This window comes from Mycobacterium sp. 236(2023) (assembly GCF_029623955.1).
GTDB lineage: Bacteria > Actinomycetota > Actinomycetes > Mycobacteriales > Mycobacteriaceae > Mycobacterium.
This window is the reverse complement of sequence record NZ_JARSBP010000014.1, coordinates 20,027-38,831: the sequence shown is the minus strand read 5'-3', so window position 1 is coordinate 38,831 and position 18,805 is coordinate 20,027. Positions and strand designations below refer to the sequence as shown.

The 18,805-nt window shown below is 63.0% G+C and carries 17 protein-coding genes and 1 pseudogene; 12 read left to right on the top strand and 6 right to left on the bottom strand.

Going from position 1 to position 18,805, the window contains the following annotated elements; genetic code table 11:
* Positions 1–10 precede the first annotated feature (10 nt).
* From P9A17_RS31950 to P9A17_RS31940, 3 genes are read left to right on the top strand one after another with little or no spacing between them, the layout of a single operon-like run.
* Positions 11–1,126, top strand: a complete 1,116-nt coding sequence (locus tag P9A17_RS31950) for a TauD/TfdA family dioxygenase (RefSeq protein ID WP_347403870.1) — start codon at positions 11–13, stop codon at positions 1,124–1,126.
* On the top strand, positions 1,123–2,205 hold the full coding sequence (locus tag P9A17_RS31945; RefSeq protein ID WP_278042812.1) for a hydroxyacid dehydrogenase: 1,083 nt from the start codon (positions 1,123–1,125) through the stop codon (positions 2,203–2,205). The genes P9A17_RS31950 and P9A17_RS31945 overlap by 4 nt, the downstream gene beginning before the upstream one ends.
* Entirely contained in the window at positions 2,202–3,026 is an 825-nt protein-coding gene (locus tag P9A17_RS31940; RefSeq protein ID WP_278042811.1) for an enoyl-CoA hydratase/isomerase family protein, read from the top strand. Before P9A17_RS31945 ends, P9A17_RS31940 begins: the two co-directional genes overlap by 4 nt.
* A gap of 9 nt (positions 3,027–3,035) precedes the next feature.
* On the opposite strand, the gene P9A17_RS31935 is transcribed toward P9A17_RS31940, so the two are convergent.
* On the bottom strand, positions 3,036–4,196 hold the full coding sequence (locus P9A17_RS31935; protein ID WP_278042810.1) for an acyl-CoA dehydrogenase family protein: 1,161 nt from the start codon (positions 4,194–4,196) through the stop codon (positions 3,036–3,038).
* A 109-nt stretch (positions 4,197–4,305) separates the two neighbouring features.
* Between P9A17_RS31935 and P9A17_RS31930 the strand changes: the two genes are divergently transcribed.
* A complete protein-coding gene (locus tag P9A17_RS31930; RefSeq protein ID WP_278042809.1) occupies positions 4,306–5,316 on the top strand; it encodes an acyl-CoA dehydrogenase family protein in 1,011 nt (336 codons plus the stop codon).
* Here the strand turns inward: P9A17_RS31930 and P9A17_RS31925 are convergent.
* Both P9A17_RS31925 and P9A17_RS31920 read right to left on the bottom strand, forming a co-directional pair.
* Positions 5,295–5,708 (bottom strand): PaaI family thioesterase, encoded by a 414-nt coding sequence (locus tag P9A17_RS31925; RefSeq protein WP_278042863.1) that lies wholly within the window; start codon positions 5,706–5,708, stop codon positions 5,295–5,297. The genes P9A17_RS31930 and P9A17_RS31925 overlap by 22 nt on opposite strands.
* A gap of 38 nt (positions 5,709–5,746) precedes the next feature.
* Complete coding sequence (locus P9A17_RS31920) at positions 5,747–6,655, bottom strand: enoyl-CoA hydratase (RefSeq protein WP_278042808.1); 909 nt, start codon at positions 6,653–6,655, stop codon at positions 5,747–5,749.
* Positions 6,656–6,763: 108 nt separating this feature from the next.
* On the opposite strand from P9A17_RS31920, the gene P9A17_RS31915 reads away from it, so the two are divergent.
* The 3 genes from P9A17_RS31915 to P9A17_RS31905 are packed head-to-tail and all read left to right on the top strand — an operon-like array spanning position 6,764 to position 8,660.
* Entirely contained in the window at positions 6,764–7,849 is a 1,086-nt protein-coding gene (locus P9A17_RS31915) for a dihydrodipicolinate reductase (RefSeq protein WP_278042862.1), read from the top strand.
* Positions 7,846–8,502, top strand: a complete 657-nt coding sequence (locus tag P9A17_RS31910) for a nitroreductase family protein (protein ID WP_278042807.1) — start codon at positions 7,846–7,848, stop codon at positions 8,500–8,502. Before P9A17_RS31915 ends, P9A17_RS31910 begins: the two co-directional genes overlap by 4 nt.
* A complete protein-coding gene (locus P9A17_RS31905) occupies positions 8,484–8,660 on the top strand; it encodes a hypothetical protein (RefSeq protein ID WP_278042806.1) in 177 nt (58 codons plus the stop codon). Before P9A17_RS31910 ends, P9A17_RS31905 begins: the two co-directional genes overlap by 19 nt.
* A gap of 73 nt (positions 8,661–8,733) precedes the next feature.
* On the opposite strand, the gene P9A17_RS31900 is transcribed toward P9A17_RS31905, so the two are convergent.
* On the bottom strand, positions 8,734–9,921 hold the full coding sequence (locus tag P9A17_RS31900) for an amidohydrolase family protein (RefSeq protein ID WP_278042861.1): 1,188 nt from the start codon (positions 9,919–9,921) through the stop codon (positions 8,734–8,736).
* 259 nt (positions 9,922–10,180) lie between these two features.
* Between P9A17_RS31900 and P9A17_RS31895 the strand changes: the two genes are divergently transcribed.
* The gene (locus P9A17_RS31895; RefSeq protein WP_278042860.1) at positions 10,181–10,963 is read left to right on the top strand and encodes a TetR/AcrR family transcriptional regulator; all 783 of its coding nucleotides are present in this window, start codon (positions 10,181–10,183) and stop codon (positions 10,961–10,963) included.
* Positions 10,964–10,976: 13 nt separating this feature from the next.
* On the opposite strand, the gene P9A17_RS31890 is transcribed toward P9A17_RS31895, so the two are convergent.
* Complete coding sequence (locus tag P9A17_RS31890; RefSeq protein ID WP_278042805.1) at positions 10,977–11,561, bottom strand: TetR/AcrR family transcriptional regulator; 585 nt, start codon at positions 11,559–11,561, stop codon at positions 10,977–10,979.
* Positions 11,562–11,689: 128 nt separating this feature from the next.
* Here P9A17_RS31890 and P9A17_RS31885 point away from each other — a divergent pair, with 128 nt between their 5' ends.
* On the top strand, positions 11,690–13,225 hold the full coding sequence (locus P9A17_RS31885; protein ID WP_278042804.1) for an AMP-binding protein: 1,536 nt from the start codon (positions 11,690–11,692) through the stop codon (positions 13,223–13,225).
* Positions 13,226–13,556: 331 nt separating this feature from the next.
* Here the strand turns inward: P9A17_RS31885 and P9A17_RS31880 are convergent, their stop codons facing one another.
* Complete coding sequence (locus tag P9A17_RS31880; RefSeq protein WP_278042803.1) at positions 13,557–15,881, bottom strand: bifunctional diguanylate cyclase/phosphodiesterase; 2,325 nt, start codon at positions 15,879–15,881, stop codon at positions 13,557–13,559.
* A gap of 361 nt (positions 15,882–16,242) precedes the next feature.
* Between P9A17_RS31880 and P9A17_RS31875 the strand changes: the two are divergent.
* The 3 genes and pseudogenes from P9A17_RS31875 to P9A17_RS31865 all read left to right on the top strand — a co-directional run bounded on the left by P9A17_RS31875 (position 16,243) and on the right by P9A17_RS31865 (position 18,804).
* Positions 16,243–17,494 (top strand): annotated as a pseudogene (locus tag P9A17_RS31875) (cytochrome P450).
* Positions 17,487–18,104 carry a TetR/AcrR family transcriptional regulator gene (locus tag P9A17_RS31870; RefSeq protein WP_278042802.1) on the top strand — a complete coding sequence of 206 codons (618 nt, stop codon included), beginning with the start codon at positions 17,487–17,489 and terminating at the stop codon, positions 18,102–18,104. Before P9A17_RS31875 ends, P9A17_RS31870 begins: the two are co-directional and overlap by 8 nt.
* Positions 18,105–18,225: 121 nt before the next feature.
* Positions 18,226–18,804, top strand: a complete 579-nt coding sequence (locus P9A17_RS31865; RefSeq protein ID WP_278042801.1) for a TetR family transcriptional regulator — start codon at positions 18,226–18,228, stop codon at positions 18,802–18,804.
* Position 18,805 lies beyond the last annotated feature (1 nt).

Here is an 18,805-nt window from a genome sequence, read left to right as displayed (position 1 = left end):
AGGAGGACGGATGCCCACAGCGATCTACACCGACCAAGTGACGGACTCGATGGCGTGGACAGGCGCCGATTTCTCCAGCAAGGACGATTTCTGCTTCGACCTGTCCTCTCGCAATGTCGCTGCATTGGAATCGATCCTGGCGCGGACGGCGAACAAGAACCGTGACGACATCACCGGCGACGATGTCCGTCATCCTGATCTGGACGACGATCTCGCCAGGCTTTATCAGGACCTGATGTTCGGCAAGGGATTGGCGTGTGTGCGCGGGTTCCCGGTAGAACAGCATTCGATCGAAGATCTGGAACGCATTTATTGGGCGTTCTGTTGGCATCTCGGCTACCCGGTGTCCAATAATTCGTTCGGGCATCGCCTGGTGCGTGTGCAAGAGGAGATCTTGCCCAATGGCGTGCAACCCGCGCGCGGCACGAAGTCACGTGCAGAACTGGCAATGCACAACGACGCTGCCGACATTCTGTCGCTGTTGTGCGTCTACCCGGCGGCAGAAGGTGGCGAGAGCCAGTTCGCGAGCGGCCCCGCGGCACACAACCGGATCCTCGCCGAGCGGCCCGACCTGTTGGACGTGCTGTATCAGGGCTTCCCGCACCACCGCCGAAGCGAACAGCCCGACGACCAGCCCGATGTGACGCCGTACGACGTGCCGGTGTTCTCCCAGATCAATGGCCGCATCTGTCTGAACTTCACCTACAGCAGCATCCTGCCCGCGATGAAAACCCTCGGGCGGGAGTTCACGCCCATTCAAGAGGAGGCGATCGAGGTACTCCGCAACGTGCTCGTCGAGCAGCAAGTGGAGTTCCGGCTTGAATCCGGTGAGGCGGCCGTAGCCAACAACTTTGCCATGTGTCATTCGCGGTCGGACTTCGTCAGCAGCAACGATCCGAAGAAAGCCCGGTGCTTCTTGCGGGCGTGGATGGAGGTCCCGCGCGAAGACCGCCGTTTGCCTCTGGGCCGCGAGTACTTCCATATGGAGAACAAGGATTTGCGTTTGGGTTACGACGTGGTCGAAGGCAGAGACGGAACCATTGCTCAGAACGACTACAAGAACGTCGACGCGGCACTGGCCGATATGTTCAAGGCCGCTCAGGCGAAACCCAAGACGAAGCCGTGACGGTGGTCCGTCCGCGGCTGGTGTTCGAACGCTGGACCGATCCTGTCGCGGGCGAGGTCCTGGCATCGGCTGATGTCGACGTCGTCAAGCTGGATCTGGCAGCATCCGATGAAAATAATTGGGCGGCCTTGGAATCCGCGAACGGATACCAAGTGGCCACACGCACCGATGTTGCGGCATGCGTCGACGGCACACGATGGTTGGCGGGACCCGCGCTGATCGAGCGATGCCGGAATCTTCTGGCAGTATGTTCCGCCGGTGCGGGATACGACGTCATCGACGTCGATGCGTGCACGCGCGCAGGGATTGCGGTGTGCAACAACTCCGGTCCCGGCGCGGAGGCCGTTGCCGAACACGCGTTGGGATTCATGCTCGACCTTGCGAAGAAGATCACCGTGGCGGACCGGACATTGCGTAGTGGGCGTCTCGGAAATCGACTGGCCCTACGGGGAAGTCAGCTGCTCGGCAAGACCCTTGGGGTGGTGGGGCTCGGCGCCATCGGGAAGCGGCTCGTCGAACTTTGCGCACCATTCGGCATGAACGTACTGGTGTTCGACCCCTACCTTGACGACGTCGTAGCGCATGCCCGCGGTGTTGCGAAAGTCGCGCTATCGGAGCTGGTCGAGCGTGCGGATTTCGTGCAGGTGACCTGTCCACTGACCAGTGAAACCGAGGGGCTGTTCGGCAGAGCCGAGTTCGAGGCTATGAAGTCAACCGCTTTCTTCATCACGACCGCGAGGGGACCGGTGCATGACGAGGCGGCGCTCCTCGGCGCGCTCAAGAACGGCCAGATTGCGGGCGCCGGCCTCGACGTGTTCCACGAGGAGCCGCCGCGCCAGGACAATCCGCTGTTGCAGCTCGACAACGTCGTGGCCACGCCGCACACCGCAGGCATCACGGTTGAGGCATCCCGGGATATTGCCGTCGCGACTGCCGAGCAATGGCAGACGATCTTCGACGGCCGTATGCCGCCACGTCTCCTCAACCCCGACGTGTGGCCACGCTACTGCGATCGTTTCGAGGAAATCCTGGGTGTGCGGCCTGTGGTCGAGGAAGCAGCGCAAGGAGCTCGCACATGACGACATACGACACCATCGACGTCGAGGTCCGGGGGCATACCGTCTGCGTGACATTGAATCGGCCCGAAGTTCTCAATGCGATCAACGACGAGATGATCGCAGAACTTGCCGTCGCTTACACCGAGATCGAGCGTTCGCAAGACATCTGGACTGTCATCATCACTGGTGCGGGTCGCGCGCTGTGCGTCGGCGCGGACGTCAACAAGGCGGCCGATCACGACATGGAAAACGCCGCGGGTATCGACAACCAGGGCGAGCCGATCCTGAGCTCGATGCGGCAGTGGGACGCCCCTCAGGAGGCCACCCCGCCGTGGTTGCAGATGACGAAGCCGATCATCTGCGCTGTGAATGGCATCGCCTGCGGCGCGGGAATGGACCTCGTCACCACAGCGGACATCACGGTTGCGTCCGAACGCGCGACGTTGATGGACCCACACGTGAGCATCGGGGTCACTTCTGGCCGCGAGGCCGTGCGGCTGGCGAGGATTTTGCCTCTGCCTGTGGCGATGCGACTGGTCCTCATGGGCAAGCATGAGCGGCTCGATGCGCAACGCTGCTTCGACCTCGGGGTGTTCACCGAGGTCGTCGCACACGACGCGCTGATGCAGCGGGCCTGGGAGATCGCCGACGTCATCAACTCCAATGCGCCTCTGGCCGTTCGGGGTTCACGGATGGCGGTGCGTAAGGGTCTCTCGCTGCCCATCTACGAGGCCGAGCTCCTGGCGGAGAATTATCGGATGAAGGTGGCGCTCACCAAGGATGCGATCGAGGGTCCACGAGCATTCCTTGAAAAACGCACCCCGGACTGGAAAGCACTCTGACTCCGGTCGTTACCGGGGGAGGCCGAGCCCCCGTTGGGCGATAATCGTTCGCTGAACCTCGCTGGTGCCCGCGTAGATGGTGGTGCCGAGCGAAAAGCGCATAGTGTGGTCGAATCTGCCACGCTCCGGAGCCGTCGGATCCAGATAACTTCGCAGCGCATCCGGCCCGACGAGTTCGACGATGTCCTGGCTGGCACGTTCGAGCGCTTCTGTGCTGAACACTTTGGACATCGGACCCTCGGCTATCGGGACGCGCCCTTTCTCGACCATCCACACACAGCGGCGCTGCAGCAGTATCGACACCTCGTACTCCATCGCCACCCTCGAAAGTCGGCGGCGCACATCGGGATCGTGCAGGCGTGGCGGCCCGCCGGGCACAGCCGACTCTTCCGCCCACTTCTCGGCGTGGTGCAGCAGGCGCGCCAGATGCGGACCCCAGCCTGAGGCGTGCTCATCCTGCAGCGACATGCCGAGCACCTGCCAACCACCGTTGACGTCGCCGATGCGCCATTCATCGGCGATGCGGACGTCACTGTAGAACGTGATGTTGGTGCGTTCGCCGGAGAGTGTCCACACCGCCTGGGCCTCGAAACCCTCTGCGGTGCAGGGGACAAGGAACATCGTGAGGCCCTTGTGCTTGGGCTTGGCCGGATCAGTGCGCGCCAGTAGGAAGATGTAGTCGGCGATGTGCCCATTGGTCGTGAACATCTTCGAGCCGTTGATCACCCAGTGGTCACCGTCGCGTACGGCCCTTGTGGCCGCCGCGGCGACATCGGAGCCACACTCGGGCTCCGTGAAACCGAGCGCAATCGTGATGTCCCCTCGCATAGCTCCGGGGAGAAGGCGGTCCTTCATCTTTGGTGCGCCGACGGCCCGGATGATCGACGCCACCATGCGTGTGGTCTCCGACAGATAGACGGGTGCGTCGAAACGCATCAGCTGCTCTTTGAGCACCTGGGCTTCCCAGGCATTTCGGCCTTCTCCGCCGAATTCCGCAGGCCAGTCCGGCGCGAAGTAGTGCTTGTCCACGAGGCCCTGCGCGAAAGCGTCATCGTGGGCGACACCGCTGCGGTATACGCGTTCTTCGACGTCCGGTGTGAGTGCTTGTGTGAGATGGGCGCCGACTTCGTCGCGGTAGGCGGCCGTGGCGGAGTCGAGCTGAAAGTGCATCGTATGAACCAATCTGTTTGGGCGGCAACCTCTCAGGCTGCTGGTGACTCTGATACTGCTACTCTCAGAAACGAGAATAATCATATCCGCTAGTGAGGGGGTAGTTGTCGTGGACCTGAGTCTTACCGATGAGCAGCGGCAGCTGGTGGATTCCTTCGCTGCGCTCTACGAGCGGCAATCCTCACCGGAGCGCGTCCGTGCTGCCGAACCGCTCGGATTCGACGCGAAGCTGTGGGACGCCTTGCGAGACACGGGCATTCTGGATATGGCGGTAGGCGAGTCGGATGGTGGGTGGGGCGCCTCCGCTGCGGATCTTGCGCTGGTGGCAGAGCAGTTCGGGCGCGCCGCTGCATCTGCGCCTGTCATCGAGGCGCAGGTCGCCGTGCATGCACTCGCGACCGCCGGCGCAGGCGCGTTGCTCGCCGATGCATTGCGGGGGGAGCGCTTTGTCACCTTTCTGCCCCGGAAGACCTCCACTCTTCTGACGATGGTGCCCGGCGGTGCCGTCGCAGATCTTGTCGTCGCGTTCGTTGACGGACGACTGCTCGCGGTTCCGATCGATGACACGCGCAGGCATGTGTCGAATCTCGGGACGTTGTCGCTGGCTGATGTGTCGGTGGGGCGGGACGCCGTTGTACTCGCGGAAGGGGATGCCGGAACGCGGCTCTATTCGGATGCCCTTGACCTCTGGCTCACGATGACGGCTGCCGCGCTCGCAGGAGCGGCGGCCAAGGCTGTCGAACTCGCGGTGGATTACGCCAAGCAGCGACATGCCTTTGGGACGCCGATCGGTGCGTTTCAGGCCGTTTCACATCCACTCGCCGACAGTGCAACGGCCGCGGAAGGAGCGCGTCTGATCGCTCTCGAAGCCGCCTGCGCTTTCGACGACGAACCGGAGCGTGTCACCGAACTTGCCGCGATGGCGTTCGCGTTCGCCTACGAGTCGGCCAGGGACGCGACCCGCCACAGTCTGCATATCCACGGCGGGTACGGATTCGGTATGGAAGGCGATATCCAGCTGTACTATCGCCGGGTTCGCGGATGGGCGCTGGTTTTCGGCGAACCGAACGTCGCGCTCGATCGCGTCGCCGAGGCACGCTACGGCGCCGCGACAGCTTGATCTTTCCGCGCTTCCAAGGTCGCGAAACTCAGCGTTGCCCGTGCTGCGAGTCGGCCTCGTCCAACATCGAAGACATCCACGCCCACGACGATGATTCGTCGGCCCGCTCTGACGAGTTTCGCCACTGCCCGGGCCGGCCCGTCGATGATGGGCGCCAGGTAGTGAATGGTCATGTCGGCCGTCCCGACACCTACCCCGCCGTCGGCGCGCGCCTGGGCCAGCCGACCCGCGGCAACGTCGATGAGCGTCGCTACCAGCCCGCCCTGCAATGCTCCGCGAATATTCACCAAGTCTGCTCGATTGTGCAGATCGACGATGACCGTGTCCTCGCCCTCGAAAACGTCGTAGAACGGCAGCTTGCCGAAGAGGTGGCCGGGAATCGTGACCGGCATAGGTTGCGGTTCAGGAAGTTCGGGCGCTCCGCGATCGTTCACGACTGCGGTCGGACCTGATCCTTGACCGCCAGAGCTACCGGCGGTGCATCACGCCAGTCCGGCACGCCGTTCTCCGGCCCGGCCGTCTGCCTGCCGTCCTCGCGGACCTGCCCCCAATGGGAGTGGTTGAGTTGATGCAGGGTGAAACACGACTGCAGCGAGTTGTAGAAACCCATGTTGTCCACGGTCTGATTGACAGACTCCTTGATCAGCAATGCCGCCATCGTCGGCACCTCCGCTATCCGGCGAGCCATATCGAGCGTGCGGTCGGCAAGTTCGTCCCTACCGAAGACCTTGCTCACCATGCCAAGTTGATGTGCTTCGTGAATGTCGATGGCATCCCCGGTGAGCATGAGCTCCTTGGCTTTCCGGGGTCCGAACTCCCACGGGTGACCGAAATACTCCATACCGCACATACCCAACCGGGTGCCGACGACATCGGCGAACCGCACGTCGTCGCTCCCGACGATCAGGTCACAGGCCCACATGAGCATCAACCCTGCCGAGAACACGTCGCCATGCACCTGGGCGATGGTGATCTTGCGCAGGTTGCGCCACCGCAGCGTGTTCTGGAAGAAGTAGTGCCACTCCTGGAGCATGGTTTTCTCGGCGCCGTCGCGGGTGCCTCCGTTGACCGACGCACTGGGATGCTGGTCAGGTCCAGGGAGGTACTCGCTGATGGCCTGTTTCGATCCGATGTCGTGGCCGGACGAGAACATCTTGCCTTCGCCGGCCAGGATGACGACGCGGACGTTGTCGTCGGCCTCCGCGGCGCCGAAGGCCTCGTCGAGTTCGACGAGCATGCCCCGGTTCTGCGCGTTGCGCTGCTCCGGTCGGTTGAGAGAGATCCGTACGATGCGGCCGTCGTCATAGGTTGCCCACTTCAAGAACCGGTACTCGCTCACTGTTCTCCCTCTGCCGCCTGTGGTAATGATGTTACCGATATATGAGAAGCAATATTCTCACACCGACTCGGGAGAATCGACATGGTGGTCGCTGAACGGAACCCGCGGGTGATTCTCTGGGGGCCTGGGCAAGTCGGGATCGGGGCACTGCGCGCCACCATTGCCCATCCCGGACTCGACCTCGTTGGACTCGTGGTGCATTCGGAGTCCAAAGATGGCAGGGATGCCGGGGATATTTGCGGTATGCCGAGAACCGGGGTGGTCGCGACGCGCGACGTCGATGCGGCGTTGAGCCTCGACGCGGATGTCGTCGCATTCTTTGCCTCGGGCGACTATCGGTATCGAGAGGCGGCGGAGGACGTCGCCCGCTGTCTGCGTGCCGGCAAGAACGTCGTGTGCACATCCCTGGTGCCGCTGTGCTACCCGCCCGCCGCGGACCAGGAGACCGTTGAGCTGCTGGAGCAGGCGTGCCGTGAGGGCGGCACGAGCATGTTCAACAGCGGCGTCGATCCTGGCTGGGCGAACGATGTGATCGCTCTGACCATGACCGGATTCAGCAGCCGTGTCGACACCATCACGATGCTGGAGATTCTCGACTACGGACCCATCGCACAACCCGAGATCATGTTCGACTTCATGGGATTCGGCCATCCGCCCGACCACCCCGCACCGCTCTTCGACACCGCGCGCCTCGCCGCGCTGTGGGCACCGATTGTGCATCTGGTCGCCGACGGGGTCGGCTTGCCGCTCGATGACGTGGTGACGACGATCGACAAGTGGCTCGCCACCGAGCGGTATGAGGTCGCGTCGGGCTGGGTTGAGCCCGGGACCATGGGAGGTATGCGGTTCAAGCTGGCCGGCATGGTCGATGGCGAGGAGCGCGTTGTCCTCGAACACATCACGCGCATGGGCGAGCAGTCAGCGCCCGACTGGCCGCGGCACCCCTCGCCGCACGGTGGCTATCGCGTCATCGTCGACGGTCTACCCACCTATACGGTCGACATCGAGATGCACGGTCGAGGAAACAACATGCGAGGCCTCACCTACGCGACCGTCATGCGCGAGCTCAACGCGATCCCGGCAGTGATCGCGGCGCCGCCGGGGCTGCTGTCGACTCTGGATCTTCCTGTGGTCACAGGACCCGTCCGCGGTGGAACCTGGCAGGGCATCTTGCCTCAGAAAGCGCGAGCATGAATCGTGCTGCCGTTCCCAAGCTTTCGGACGATGTGTGGACGGTGATGAACACCGCCACGGCGGTTCGGCGCTATCGCGAAGAACCTGTCCCGGACGTAGTGTTGGAGAGGTGCCTGACGGCGGCTTCGTGGGCCCCTTCAGGTGGAAACGGACAGCCGTGGCGGTTCGTGGTGATCCGCTCCGAGGAATTGCGCGGCGTCATCACTGCGGCTGCTCGATCGACGTGGGAGGTGATGAAGGACTTCTATCGGATCCCGGAACTCGGTGAGAGCGCCGATGATCCGAAATCCCGTGTCCTGCGGACGATGGCCGAGCACATGCGCGTCGGCGGGGGCGCACCCGAGTTGGTGCTCTTTTGCGTGCAGCCTCAGCGGGGAACAACCGAACTCCAGCAGGCGGGATCCATATTCCCAGCGGTGCAGAACTTTCTCCTGGCTGCGCGCGCCCAGGGATTGGGCGCGGCGATTACGCTCTGGCACGGCCACTGCGACGCCGAATTACGCACGTCGATCGGTATCCCGGACGATTGGAAGATCGCCACGCTGCTCACGGTCGGCTGGCCGCAAGGCGGCCATCATCCCGTCCGCCGCAAGCCGCTCTCCCATGCAGCGGTGCTCGACCGGTGGGATCAGCCGTGGGAAACGGGGTCGTGACGCTGGACCTCGCCCGCGCGATGGACACTGCTGGCATCGACCGGTTGGTGGTGTCCGACCGCGTGGTGTTCGACAAGAAACTTGCCGCATATGCCGATCCGTCCGAGGGCGGTCAGGCCGGCGGGCGAAACCCGCGGGCCTCGACGGCGCGTGATTGAAACCCCTGGTCGGCGCGGTTGAGTTCCTCAGCCCTTTGGTCGACGCTTTCCGCGCCGTAACCGGCGATGGCCGCTAGACCATCCCGAAGAAGTTCTTCGCGTTGGTGGACAACACCTTCCGCTTCGTCGCTTCGTCGAGGCCTTCCGTCGCCTTGTTCGCGACGTCGGTGCTGTGCGGCCAGTTCGTATCGTTGTGGGGGTAGTCCGTCTCGAACATGAGCTGGTCTTCGCCGACCAGATCGAGGATGCGGAACGCGACGGGGTCGCCGAACGTGGAAAACCAGATGCGTCCGGGGACCTGGTTGCTCGGGGGTTCGGTGAGCAGCGGATGGATCCCGCCCCAGGCTCGCCGGTCCTCCCACACTTCGTCGACACGTTGCAGGTAGTAGGGAATCCAGCCGGCCTGGGCCTCGGCGAATGCGATCTTCAATTTCGGGAATTGCTTGAGCTTGGCCGAAAACAGCCAGTCAACCAACGCGATCGTGCAGTTGACGGCCATCAGCGCGCTCGTCACGACGTGCGGGGAGTCGGGGGAGGATCTGGTGAGCGACGAGCTAGACCCGATATGCAGCATGATGCCCACCTCATTGCGCTCACATGCTGCGAAGAACGGGTCCCAGTAGCCGCTGTGAATAGATGGAAGGTCGAGGCGCGCGGGCAACTCTGAAAAACACACCGCGCGCATGCCCTTGGCAGCGACCCTTTCCACTTCCTTCGCCGCAAGGTCGACGTCCCACAGCGGGATGATGCCGAGGGGAATCAGGCGGCCGTTGGAGCTGCCGCCCCACTCGTCGATTTGGAAGTCGTTGTAAGCCTGCACGCAGAGGAGCGAGAGATCTTTGTCTTTGCCGTGCAGGAATCGCTGCCCGCAGAAGCGGACAAGCGTGTTCGGGAAGCAGGCCGACGCCTCGATACCCGCAAGATCCATGTCGGCCAACCGGTCAGCCGGACGGAAGCAGCCCGGCCGCATCTCGTCATAGGTGATCGGATCGGTGGTGAGCTCATCGATCTCGTAGCCGGCCGCTGCGCTGATAAGTGGAATGGGGATGACGGCGTCCTCGTAGTGCCAGATGTCGGCATCGCGGCCGTCCTCGTCGTCGACGAATGCGACGTCTGATGTGACGGTGGGGTCCATCCTCCCGCGGTGCCGAATGATTCTCGGTCCGATATCTCGATAGCGCTCGGGCAATCGGCTGGTCCACAGGTCAGCTGGCTCCACAAGATGGTCATCTGGCGACACGATCAAGATGTCTGTGCTCACGCTTGCTCCTTCGGGACGGCTTGCGGCACCGCGACCGACATAATCATTTCCGTAATCGAGAATGAACGTTTTCAGAGTAGCGCATGGGTTGTTCCGGTTCGCGCTACGGGAGCCGAAGGAGGTTCGCAGGAGCGTTGGGCCCAGATGGCGGCGAGATCGGGAAGAGTGGAACTGCGAATTACGAATACCGCGAAGCGACATGCACGTGTAGGTAGAGCGCGAATTCTCGCTGAGATCGCGTATTCTCTTATCCACTATGATGGCGAAAGGCAAGGGCGCACGCGACGCCGACGACACCCTCGAGATCGTCGACGCTGAGGTGGAGATGCCCACGACGTGGCAGCAACGCACTATCGAACGGCGGCTGAGCACAGCACGCGCACGAGCACTCGCGCGAAGCTCTCGTTTCCTCGCCACCGCACTGGAGCTCGTTGAGGAGTCCGGGCGTGCGGATTTCACGATTCAGACGCTGATCGACCGCTCGAATCTGAGTTTGAGGGCGTTTTACCAGCACTTCGCCGGTAAAGACGAACTGCTGTTGGCGTTGTATGAGAACGTGACCAGTCAGTTCACCGAGAGCATTCGCCAAGAAGTGGCTGCCGCCGACGGGCCGTTGGAGCAGCTCGAAGCGTTTTGTCGTGGTTTTCTTTCCCGTGCCGAATCGTCGGAAGCCGTGGGCGGGCGGGTCATGACCATCTACAACCTCAGCCTGGAAATCGAGCGTCCCGAAGACTTCGCCAAGATCTGGGAGCCGCATCAGAAGCTGCTCACGAAGATTCTGACAGCGTGCTCGCGCGCAGGTCTGGTTCGAAAGGACCTGTCGCCGGCGCAGATGACCACGTTGCTGAACTCGACGCTGACCGCTCTCGCGCAGATCGGCGTGTTTCAGCTGGGGATCAAGGGTGCGAACCTGAACGAAGAGCAGCTGTGGGCGTGGTGCAAGCAAGCCGTGTCGCCGCCCACCGAAGACGTCAAGCCAACCCGGCCCAAAGCGTCGCCGCGAGCGACGTCGACGCGGCGGACGAGGAGTGCTGCAGGCTGACTGGGCTGCAACGCTAGCTGCTCGCTGAATGGGCGCCGAGAAACGCGTCCACTGAAGCTCGGGCGAGCGCGCACCGGTCGACGCTGTCCAGTTGCAGTATTTCGGCCAGGACGACGGGTCCCAGTATCTGGGTTGCCGCGGCTTGGACGTCCACATCGCCAAGGCGCTTCCTGGCGCTGGGCGTACACAGCGCGGCCTCTATGGGGTCGACGCATCGGCGGATGAGATGAGTGCGCAGGGTCGCTCTTTCAGCGCACTCGTCCCCGGCGGCCAACATCAGCCACGACATCGCTGCAATAACTGAGCCCCCTGTCGAGGCGCTGTCGAAGTGAGTAAGCACTGACTTGACCAGTCGGTCGCGCAGAGACCTCGCCGTTGTCAATCGTGGGACCGGCGGCAACAGCGCCGTGAATGTCGCGGCGAGGAGTGCGTCAGTGCTGGCGAAGTGGCGGTACAACGTTGCGCGCGCCACCGTCGAGATGCGGGTCACCGCATCCACCGTGATCGCCGACGGCCCACCGGATCGCATGAGCATCGTTGATGCCTTGAGTATTTGAGCTCGCGACGATGCGCGGCGCGTATCCGTCTCTGCTGCCATCGTCCTTCCAACTTGCTTGCTGCACCCAACTAAGTATTAGCATTATCACTCTACGAGAGTAGTCATTCTCTTTGTGCCGTTGCGGCGGTGGCGACTGGGTCGCCGAGTCGCCAGAAGGAAGGACACTGGTGGATCTGTGCAATCACGTTGGCGCGGGTAAGGCTGCGGTGATCTTGCATCCGTCAGGTCGCAGCGTGACCTTCAAGGCGCTCGATGAAAGCGCAAACAGGCTCGCAAACTATCTGCGACGCCGCGGCATCGACTCCGGCGACACCATCGCAGTGCTCATGGAGAACAACGAGCACATCCATGCAGTGATGTGGGCGGCTAGGCGCAGCGGCCTGTATTTCACCCTGGTCAACACCCACTTGACTGCTTCCGAAGCCGCCTATGTCGTCAATGACAGTGGCGCCAAGGCCATCATCTCGTCGCGCGCAATGGCAGACGTGTGCGTCGAGATGGTGCGTCACCTACCGCACGGCCTTCCGTCTGTCGCACTTGTCGCCAACGGCGACATGACCGGATGGCAGAACTACCCTGAATGCGCTGAGGGTGAGTCGATCCAATTCACACCCGATGAGAGTGAAGGTCAGCTACTTCAATACTCGGCAGGTAGCACGGGGAGACCAAAGGGGATACGGCGGCCGCGTATCAGCGGATCGGCTGGTCGATCGTCGCTACCTACGCCGGTATTCGAAGCGCTGGGCGTCGCAAGGGATTCGGTGTACCTCAGCCCCGCCCCGACCTATCACACTGCGCCGGCGATGTGGACGATGTCAGCGCAGGCGGTGGGTGCCACGACCGTCATGATGGAGCGATTCGACGCACTGCAGGCGCTCCGGTGTATAGAGCGCTACGGCGTGACACACGCGCAGTTCGTGCCCACGATGTTTGTCAGGATGCTCAGACTGTCGCGGCGAGAAAAGCAACAATTCGACCTGTCAAGCCTTCGTCGAGTCATACACGCCGCTGCTCCGTGCCCACCCGCCATCAAGCACCAAATGATCGAGTGGTGGGGTCCCATCATCGATGAGTACTACGGATCATCTGAAGGCGCAGGCATATCGCTCATCAGTGCTGAGGAGTGGCTCCGGCGGCCGGGTTCTGTCGGCAAACCGATTCTGGGACAACCTCACATCCTCGACGAGAACCTCAAGGAGTTGCCACCGCGACAGATCGGTGACGTTTACTTTGATGGCGGGTACAGCTTCGAGTACCTCAACGATGCCGAGAAGACTGCGGGATCGCGGTCGCCTCAGGGGTGGGTCACAGTGGGCGACATCGGGTTTGTCGATGAAGAGGGCTATCTCTTCCTTACGGATCGGCGGCACAACATGATCATCTCTGGTGGCGTCAACGTGTATCCGCAAGAAGTCGAGAACGTCTTGATCAGCCATCCACTCGTCGCGGATGTCGCCGTCTTCGGCGTGCATGACGACGATCTGGGTCAGTCGGTGATTGCGGTCGTTGAGCTCGCGCAGCCTGCACTCGCCAGTGAAGCCACAAATGCGGAACTGATGTCGTGGGCAAGCTACCGCCTCGCGCGGCACAAGCGTCCTCGGTCGATAGTTTTCACCGAGAACATGCCGCGGACCGATGCGGGCAAGCTGTACAAAGACCGACTGATACTGGAGTACATGGCCTCGGGAGAGAGCTGCAGATGATCTCAGGCTCATCGTCTGCTCGTGCGAGTGCATTCCGTCGTGTTGTCTTGACCTGAAAAGCGCTGCGTCTAAAACGTCCCTGTCCAACAACCGTTCCCGTGGAATTCGCCAGTGACGGCGTGGTAGCAGTCGATGCGTAGTCGAGGTCGGACCGGTCCAAGACCGACGTCGGACGAAGAGGCCGGAGGATGACGCCCCGGCGCCACGCGCCTGAGCTTCCTGGTTAGTACCCCTCGGACTACGCGTCCATAGCAGGCGTCAATGGCGATTTGTGTCAGTGAAACGACATCCATTCGCAATGCCATCGGACCGTTGGGATTCGCCGGTGATGTCAGAGCGGCCCTATGGCGAGGTGAGCCAGGCTGGGAACATCGTCGGCGTCGATCGGCCTGCCGAAGTGGTAGCCCTGTCCGACGTCGCATCCGCTGTCGCGCAACCAATTCGCCGTTGCCGCCTCTTCGATGCCTTCGGCTACCACGGTCATGCCGAGACCGTGGGTGAGCTCGATGATGGCGGCCACCACGACGGCCGCGCGCAGGTCGGTCGTGACCGATGCAATGAAACTACGGTCGAGCTTGATTTCGTCGATCACGAGGTCGCGCAAGTAGGACAGCGCCGAATAGCCGCTGCCGAAATCGTCTATGGCAACGGGTATTCCGTGTTCGCGGAGCTGTTCGAGGACGCCGGTGACCCGGTCGAGATCGTTGATCACGAGATCCTCGGTGATCTCGACGGTCAACAGCCCGGCAGGCAGACCCCGACGCTCCAGGGCTTCGCGCAGCGATGTGGGTAACCGGGTGTCGCGCAGCGACGGGGCGAACAGGTTGACCGCGACCGGCATGTGCACTCCGCCAGTCAGCCATCGCGCCGCGTCGTCGAGCGCTTTGTCGATCACCAGATCCGTGACCGGCCGTATCAGCTTGTGCTCGCGGACTAGCGGCATGAACGTGCCCGGATACAGCAACCCCAGGTCGGGATGCGGCCACCGCAGCAGCGACTCCACTCCGACGACCTGTCCGCCGACAAGGTCGACCTTCGGCTGGTACGCGAGCTCCAGATCGCCATGGTCGACGGCGCGGCGCAACTCACTCAGCAGACGGACCCTGGCCGCACCCGCGACAGACACCAGCTCGGTGTTGCGGTCGCCGGCCTCCGCCGAGTCGGGGTCGGTCTGCTCCATGTCTTCTTCGAAGAAGCGGATCCGCCGAGAATGGGACTGCTTGGCGGCCCGCACCGCGACGTCAGCCCGCGTAAGCATCGTTTCCGGGGTGACATCGGGCTCGTCGGCGAAAACGACGGCGATCCCGACGCTGCACCGGATGGTCACTTGCTCCCCGTCGACCTCGAAGGGCTCGTCGAATGTCTCGACCACACGCTGCAGCACGCGCTGTGAGGCATGCACGTCACCCTCCAGCAGCAGCGCGAACTCGTCACCCCCGGCACGCCCCACGGTGTCGCCGGGCCGCACGCACGCCGCGATCCGGCGTGCGGCGTGCACCAGTAGACGGTCGGCGGCGGGATGGCCGATGTTGAGGTTGACGAACGCGAAGTCGTCGAGGTCCAGTGACGCCACCATCACCGACCGGTCGTCTCGGGCGTGCAGCATCATCGCGTGGCTGAGCCGGTCGTGGAAGAGCGTGGTGTTCGCCAACCCGGTGAGCGAATCCCGCAGGGAGTGCTCGGCGGCGGCCTTGAGCCACTGCCGGTTTTCCCGCGCGGCGACGAACTGGCGCAGGCACACCGCGACGATGATCACGGGGACCACGTACTGTTCCAGCCCCGTGGTGACCAGCGGCAGCCCTACCGTCCCCACCAATAGCAGGGGCAGGTACGGCGCCCACAATGCGGTGCCTGATGGCACCGACACTGTCGCCGGGCGCGGAGGTGGTGTCCGCCGGCTTTTGAGGGCCGCGATACCGATCGTCGCGGACGCGGCGGCCCATCCAACATCCATCAGGCTGCCGGTCACGTAGTTGTCCTGGGCGACGGCGGAAGCGAACGCGCTGTCGGTGACGGTCATGATGGCGAAGGCGACGACCAGCAGCCCGAGCGCCGCCCGCTGCCGGGTCTCGACGCGCGCCAGCACGGCGACGGAGACGGCGAGGATCACGATGTCGGAGGCCGGATAGAACAGCGCTAGAACGAGGGCCAGCTTGTCGTCGCGGTAGGTGTCATAAACGGTGCTCAGCGCAGTTATCCAGGCCAACAGAAACACACACAGCGCGACGGTGACTCCATCGAGTGTGATGCGGACCTTTGCTTGCCGCCTCGACCACGCATCGAACGGCGCCATGGCGAGCAGGCCGGGAACCGTCAAAACGGTGAACGCCAGATAGAACAAATCAGCCGGCGAAGGGAACGGCTCTACCTGCAACACGTAGTCGCACAGCAGCCAGATCAGGTCGGCGACCGCCCAGGCAGCCACTGCTACAGCCATGATCGACCAAGCGACGCGCATGCGGCCAACCGCCGTCCGGGCGGCCAGCACGGCGCACACGGTTGCATAGGTGGACAGGCCGAGAATGGTCAGGTCGTCGATGATCGGTACCGCCGAGCCGCTGCGACCGACGGCGAGCAGCACCCCGAGGCCGATGCAGACCGCGATCGGCACCGCGATGGACAGCCTCGTCAGAGGCCGATAGTGGCCGGAACTCATGGCCCTCCTGCCTCGACCCGCAAACCCTGGTTGCGCGACGCTAACGCATCACCTGCGGACGACATCGGCGATTGCTGAACGCGTTCGCCGGGCGTCCGTCAGTAGGTCAGGCGGCTCGTCAATCACCTCCCGATCTTCAGTTGTCGATGCCTGCTTGCGCGTGTGGGCTACTGCCGGTTGGCGACGGATGAACCTGCCGCGTCCCATTGGACGTTCTTGTTCAAAACGGATGATCGCGGCACGGAGAACGCGCCTTCAACTGGGCTTATTTAAACATGCGATTGACGAGTAGCGGCTGTGGTCATACGCTTTGTCTGGAAACGTCCATACCTCATCTGAGGCCAGGGAAGTCGAGATACCGATGACCGTGACCAGTACCGCGCCGAGTGTCTTCGACGCTGGCCTTCCGACGTTCAGCTATGGCCTCACCGCCACGCCGCAGGACATCTTCGACGATGTCCGGGCGGCGCAGTCGCGCCCGCCCATTGCCATCGGTCCACTGGGTCCGGAAATCCTGTCCTATGAGCTGGCTCGGGAAATGCTGCGCGACAGCAGGTTCCGGTTGCCGCCCGGTATCACCCTGGCGGCGCAGGGAATAACCTCGGGGCCCCTGTTCGACAAGATGGCGAACAGCCTGCTGGGCCAGGAGGAGAACCGCACACTCGCCTTCGAAAACCGGTGTCCAAGGCTTTTACGCCGCGGTCGACGGCACGACTGCAAGACATCATCCACGGTGTGGTCAACGGGCTCATCGACAGCATCCTTGAGGACCGACGGTGCGACGTCGTAACCGACATCGCGCGCCCCTACCCGACCCCCATCATCTGCGCGCTTCTCGGAGCGCCTCGCGAGGACTGGCACCTGTTCGCCGACTGGACCGAAGTGGTCTTTCAGGCCTTGAATTTCCAGACTGACGTCACCTTCGACGAATCCGAGATCATGCGGGCGTGGGGCGAGCTCGACGCCTACGTCGACGATATGGTGGCCGCCCGCCGACATGATCTGACCGACGACTTGCTGTCCGAACTCATTCGCGCGGAACACGACGGCGACCGCCTCAACGCTGACGAATTGCGAATGCTGGTAGCCGGCTTCTTGATGGCAGGTACGGACACCACGCGAAATCAACTCGCTGCTTCCGTGCAAGTGCTCTGCGAGCACCCTGAACAATGGGCCAAGCTTCGCGATCATCCCGAACTGGCGATGCAGGCAGTCGAGGAAAGCATGCGCCACTCACCGGCGGCCTGCATCGTCCCGCGGGCCGCCGCCGTCGACGCCGAATTCGGCGGATACACCTTCCCGGCGGGGACGTTCGTCCTCGTCAACACCTTTGCAGCCAACCGTGACCCCGCCATCTACAGGAGTGCCGACCGCTTCGACATCACACGCAACGATGTCCCCGCAATTCTGACGTTCGGCGGCGGCGCTCACTACTGCCTCGGGGCCAACCCCGCACGACGCGAGTTGGCTGAAGCGCTTGTCGTTCTCACCCGGCGACTTGCCGAACCCCGCCGCGTCGGCCCGGCCCCTGGAAATCTCTGCTCGGAATGACCGGTCCGACTACACTTCCCATCGAGTTCAGCGCCGAACGGCTAGTGACAGCGCATGCGTAGCCGCGGTTGGGCGGGTTCTGCACCGACCTCCGACGAAGAGGCCATTATTCGAATACTGGATGCTGTCGACGTTGTGGTTGCCGAACACGGACCAGCGATACGTCTGGCCGACGTCGCCCGCCAGCTCGGTGTCACCCGCCAGACGGTCTATCGCTACTTTCCCAATGCCGACGCGCTGCTCATCGCCAGCGCTATGCGCGCGGCCAACGGTTTTATCGACCAGATCGTCGAACACGTCCAAGGAGACAAAGACCCCGTCACCGCGGTCGTCGAATGCGTTTCGTTCGGCGTCGAAAAACTCGCCGGCGATCCACCGATGGAGCGCCTCCTGAGCCGGCGACCCGAGGGCGACGCCATCACCTCGCTGACGTCGGATACGGCGATCTCTTACTGCCGAACTGTCTTGCACCGCCTCGATGTCGATTGGGCGCTACACGGCTTCGACGACCTGGCACTCGGTGAACTGGCCGAAATGACCCTGCGAAGCGTGCAATCACTTCTCACCGACCCAGGCCCAACCCCTCGCGATGCGCCGACGCTGCGCCGCTTCGTGGCCCGCTGGCTGGGACCGGCCATCCTGTATCCGCGGATGGCATCGGTGCCGACATAGCAGTACGCGGCAGGGACGGCGGGCTCGTCCGAACCGGTCGAGAACCGAGCCGAGGCTATCCGTTAGCACAGGCTCCCTCGATTCAGGGACGCCCTTCTCGGTGATCGGGGATAATCGGCACGTGCAGCCGCCGGAAGCGCCGAATTTACGTCAACGCAAGAAAATTAGAACGCGGGCAGCGATCCGCGATGCTGCGTTGAAGTTGTTCCTCGCGCATGGCTACGCCAATACGACCGTCGATCAGATCGTCGAGGAGGCCGACGTCTCCGCGCGCACGTTCTATCGGTATTTCGGTGTCAAGGAAGCGCTGCTGATCTGCGATCAGTTCGGGCCGATCGTCGCTGCATTCATCGATGCCCCGCGAGAGCTGTCGCCGGTGGCCGCGTACAGGTACGCCGTGGATGCCTACTTCGCCGGCCTCACCGACGACGAGCGTCACGATGCCATCGTCAGCCAGCACCTGCTCTATAACGTGCCGGAGGCGCGCGGCCTGCTGTACACGGAGTACGTCGATCTGATGGACCGTCTCACCGACGCTCTGGTTCACCGCCTCGACGGATCACCCGGCGTCACTGAACGCCGAGTCATCGCCGGCGCCATCGTCGGCGTGTTGATGGCCGCTTCCGATGGCACACCTCTACCCGAGGAGGAACTCGCGCGTAGCTTCGATTTCCTGGAAGCCAAGTTCGCCTGGAAGTAAG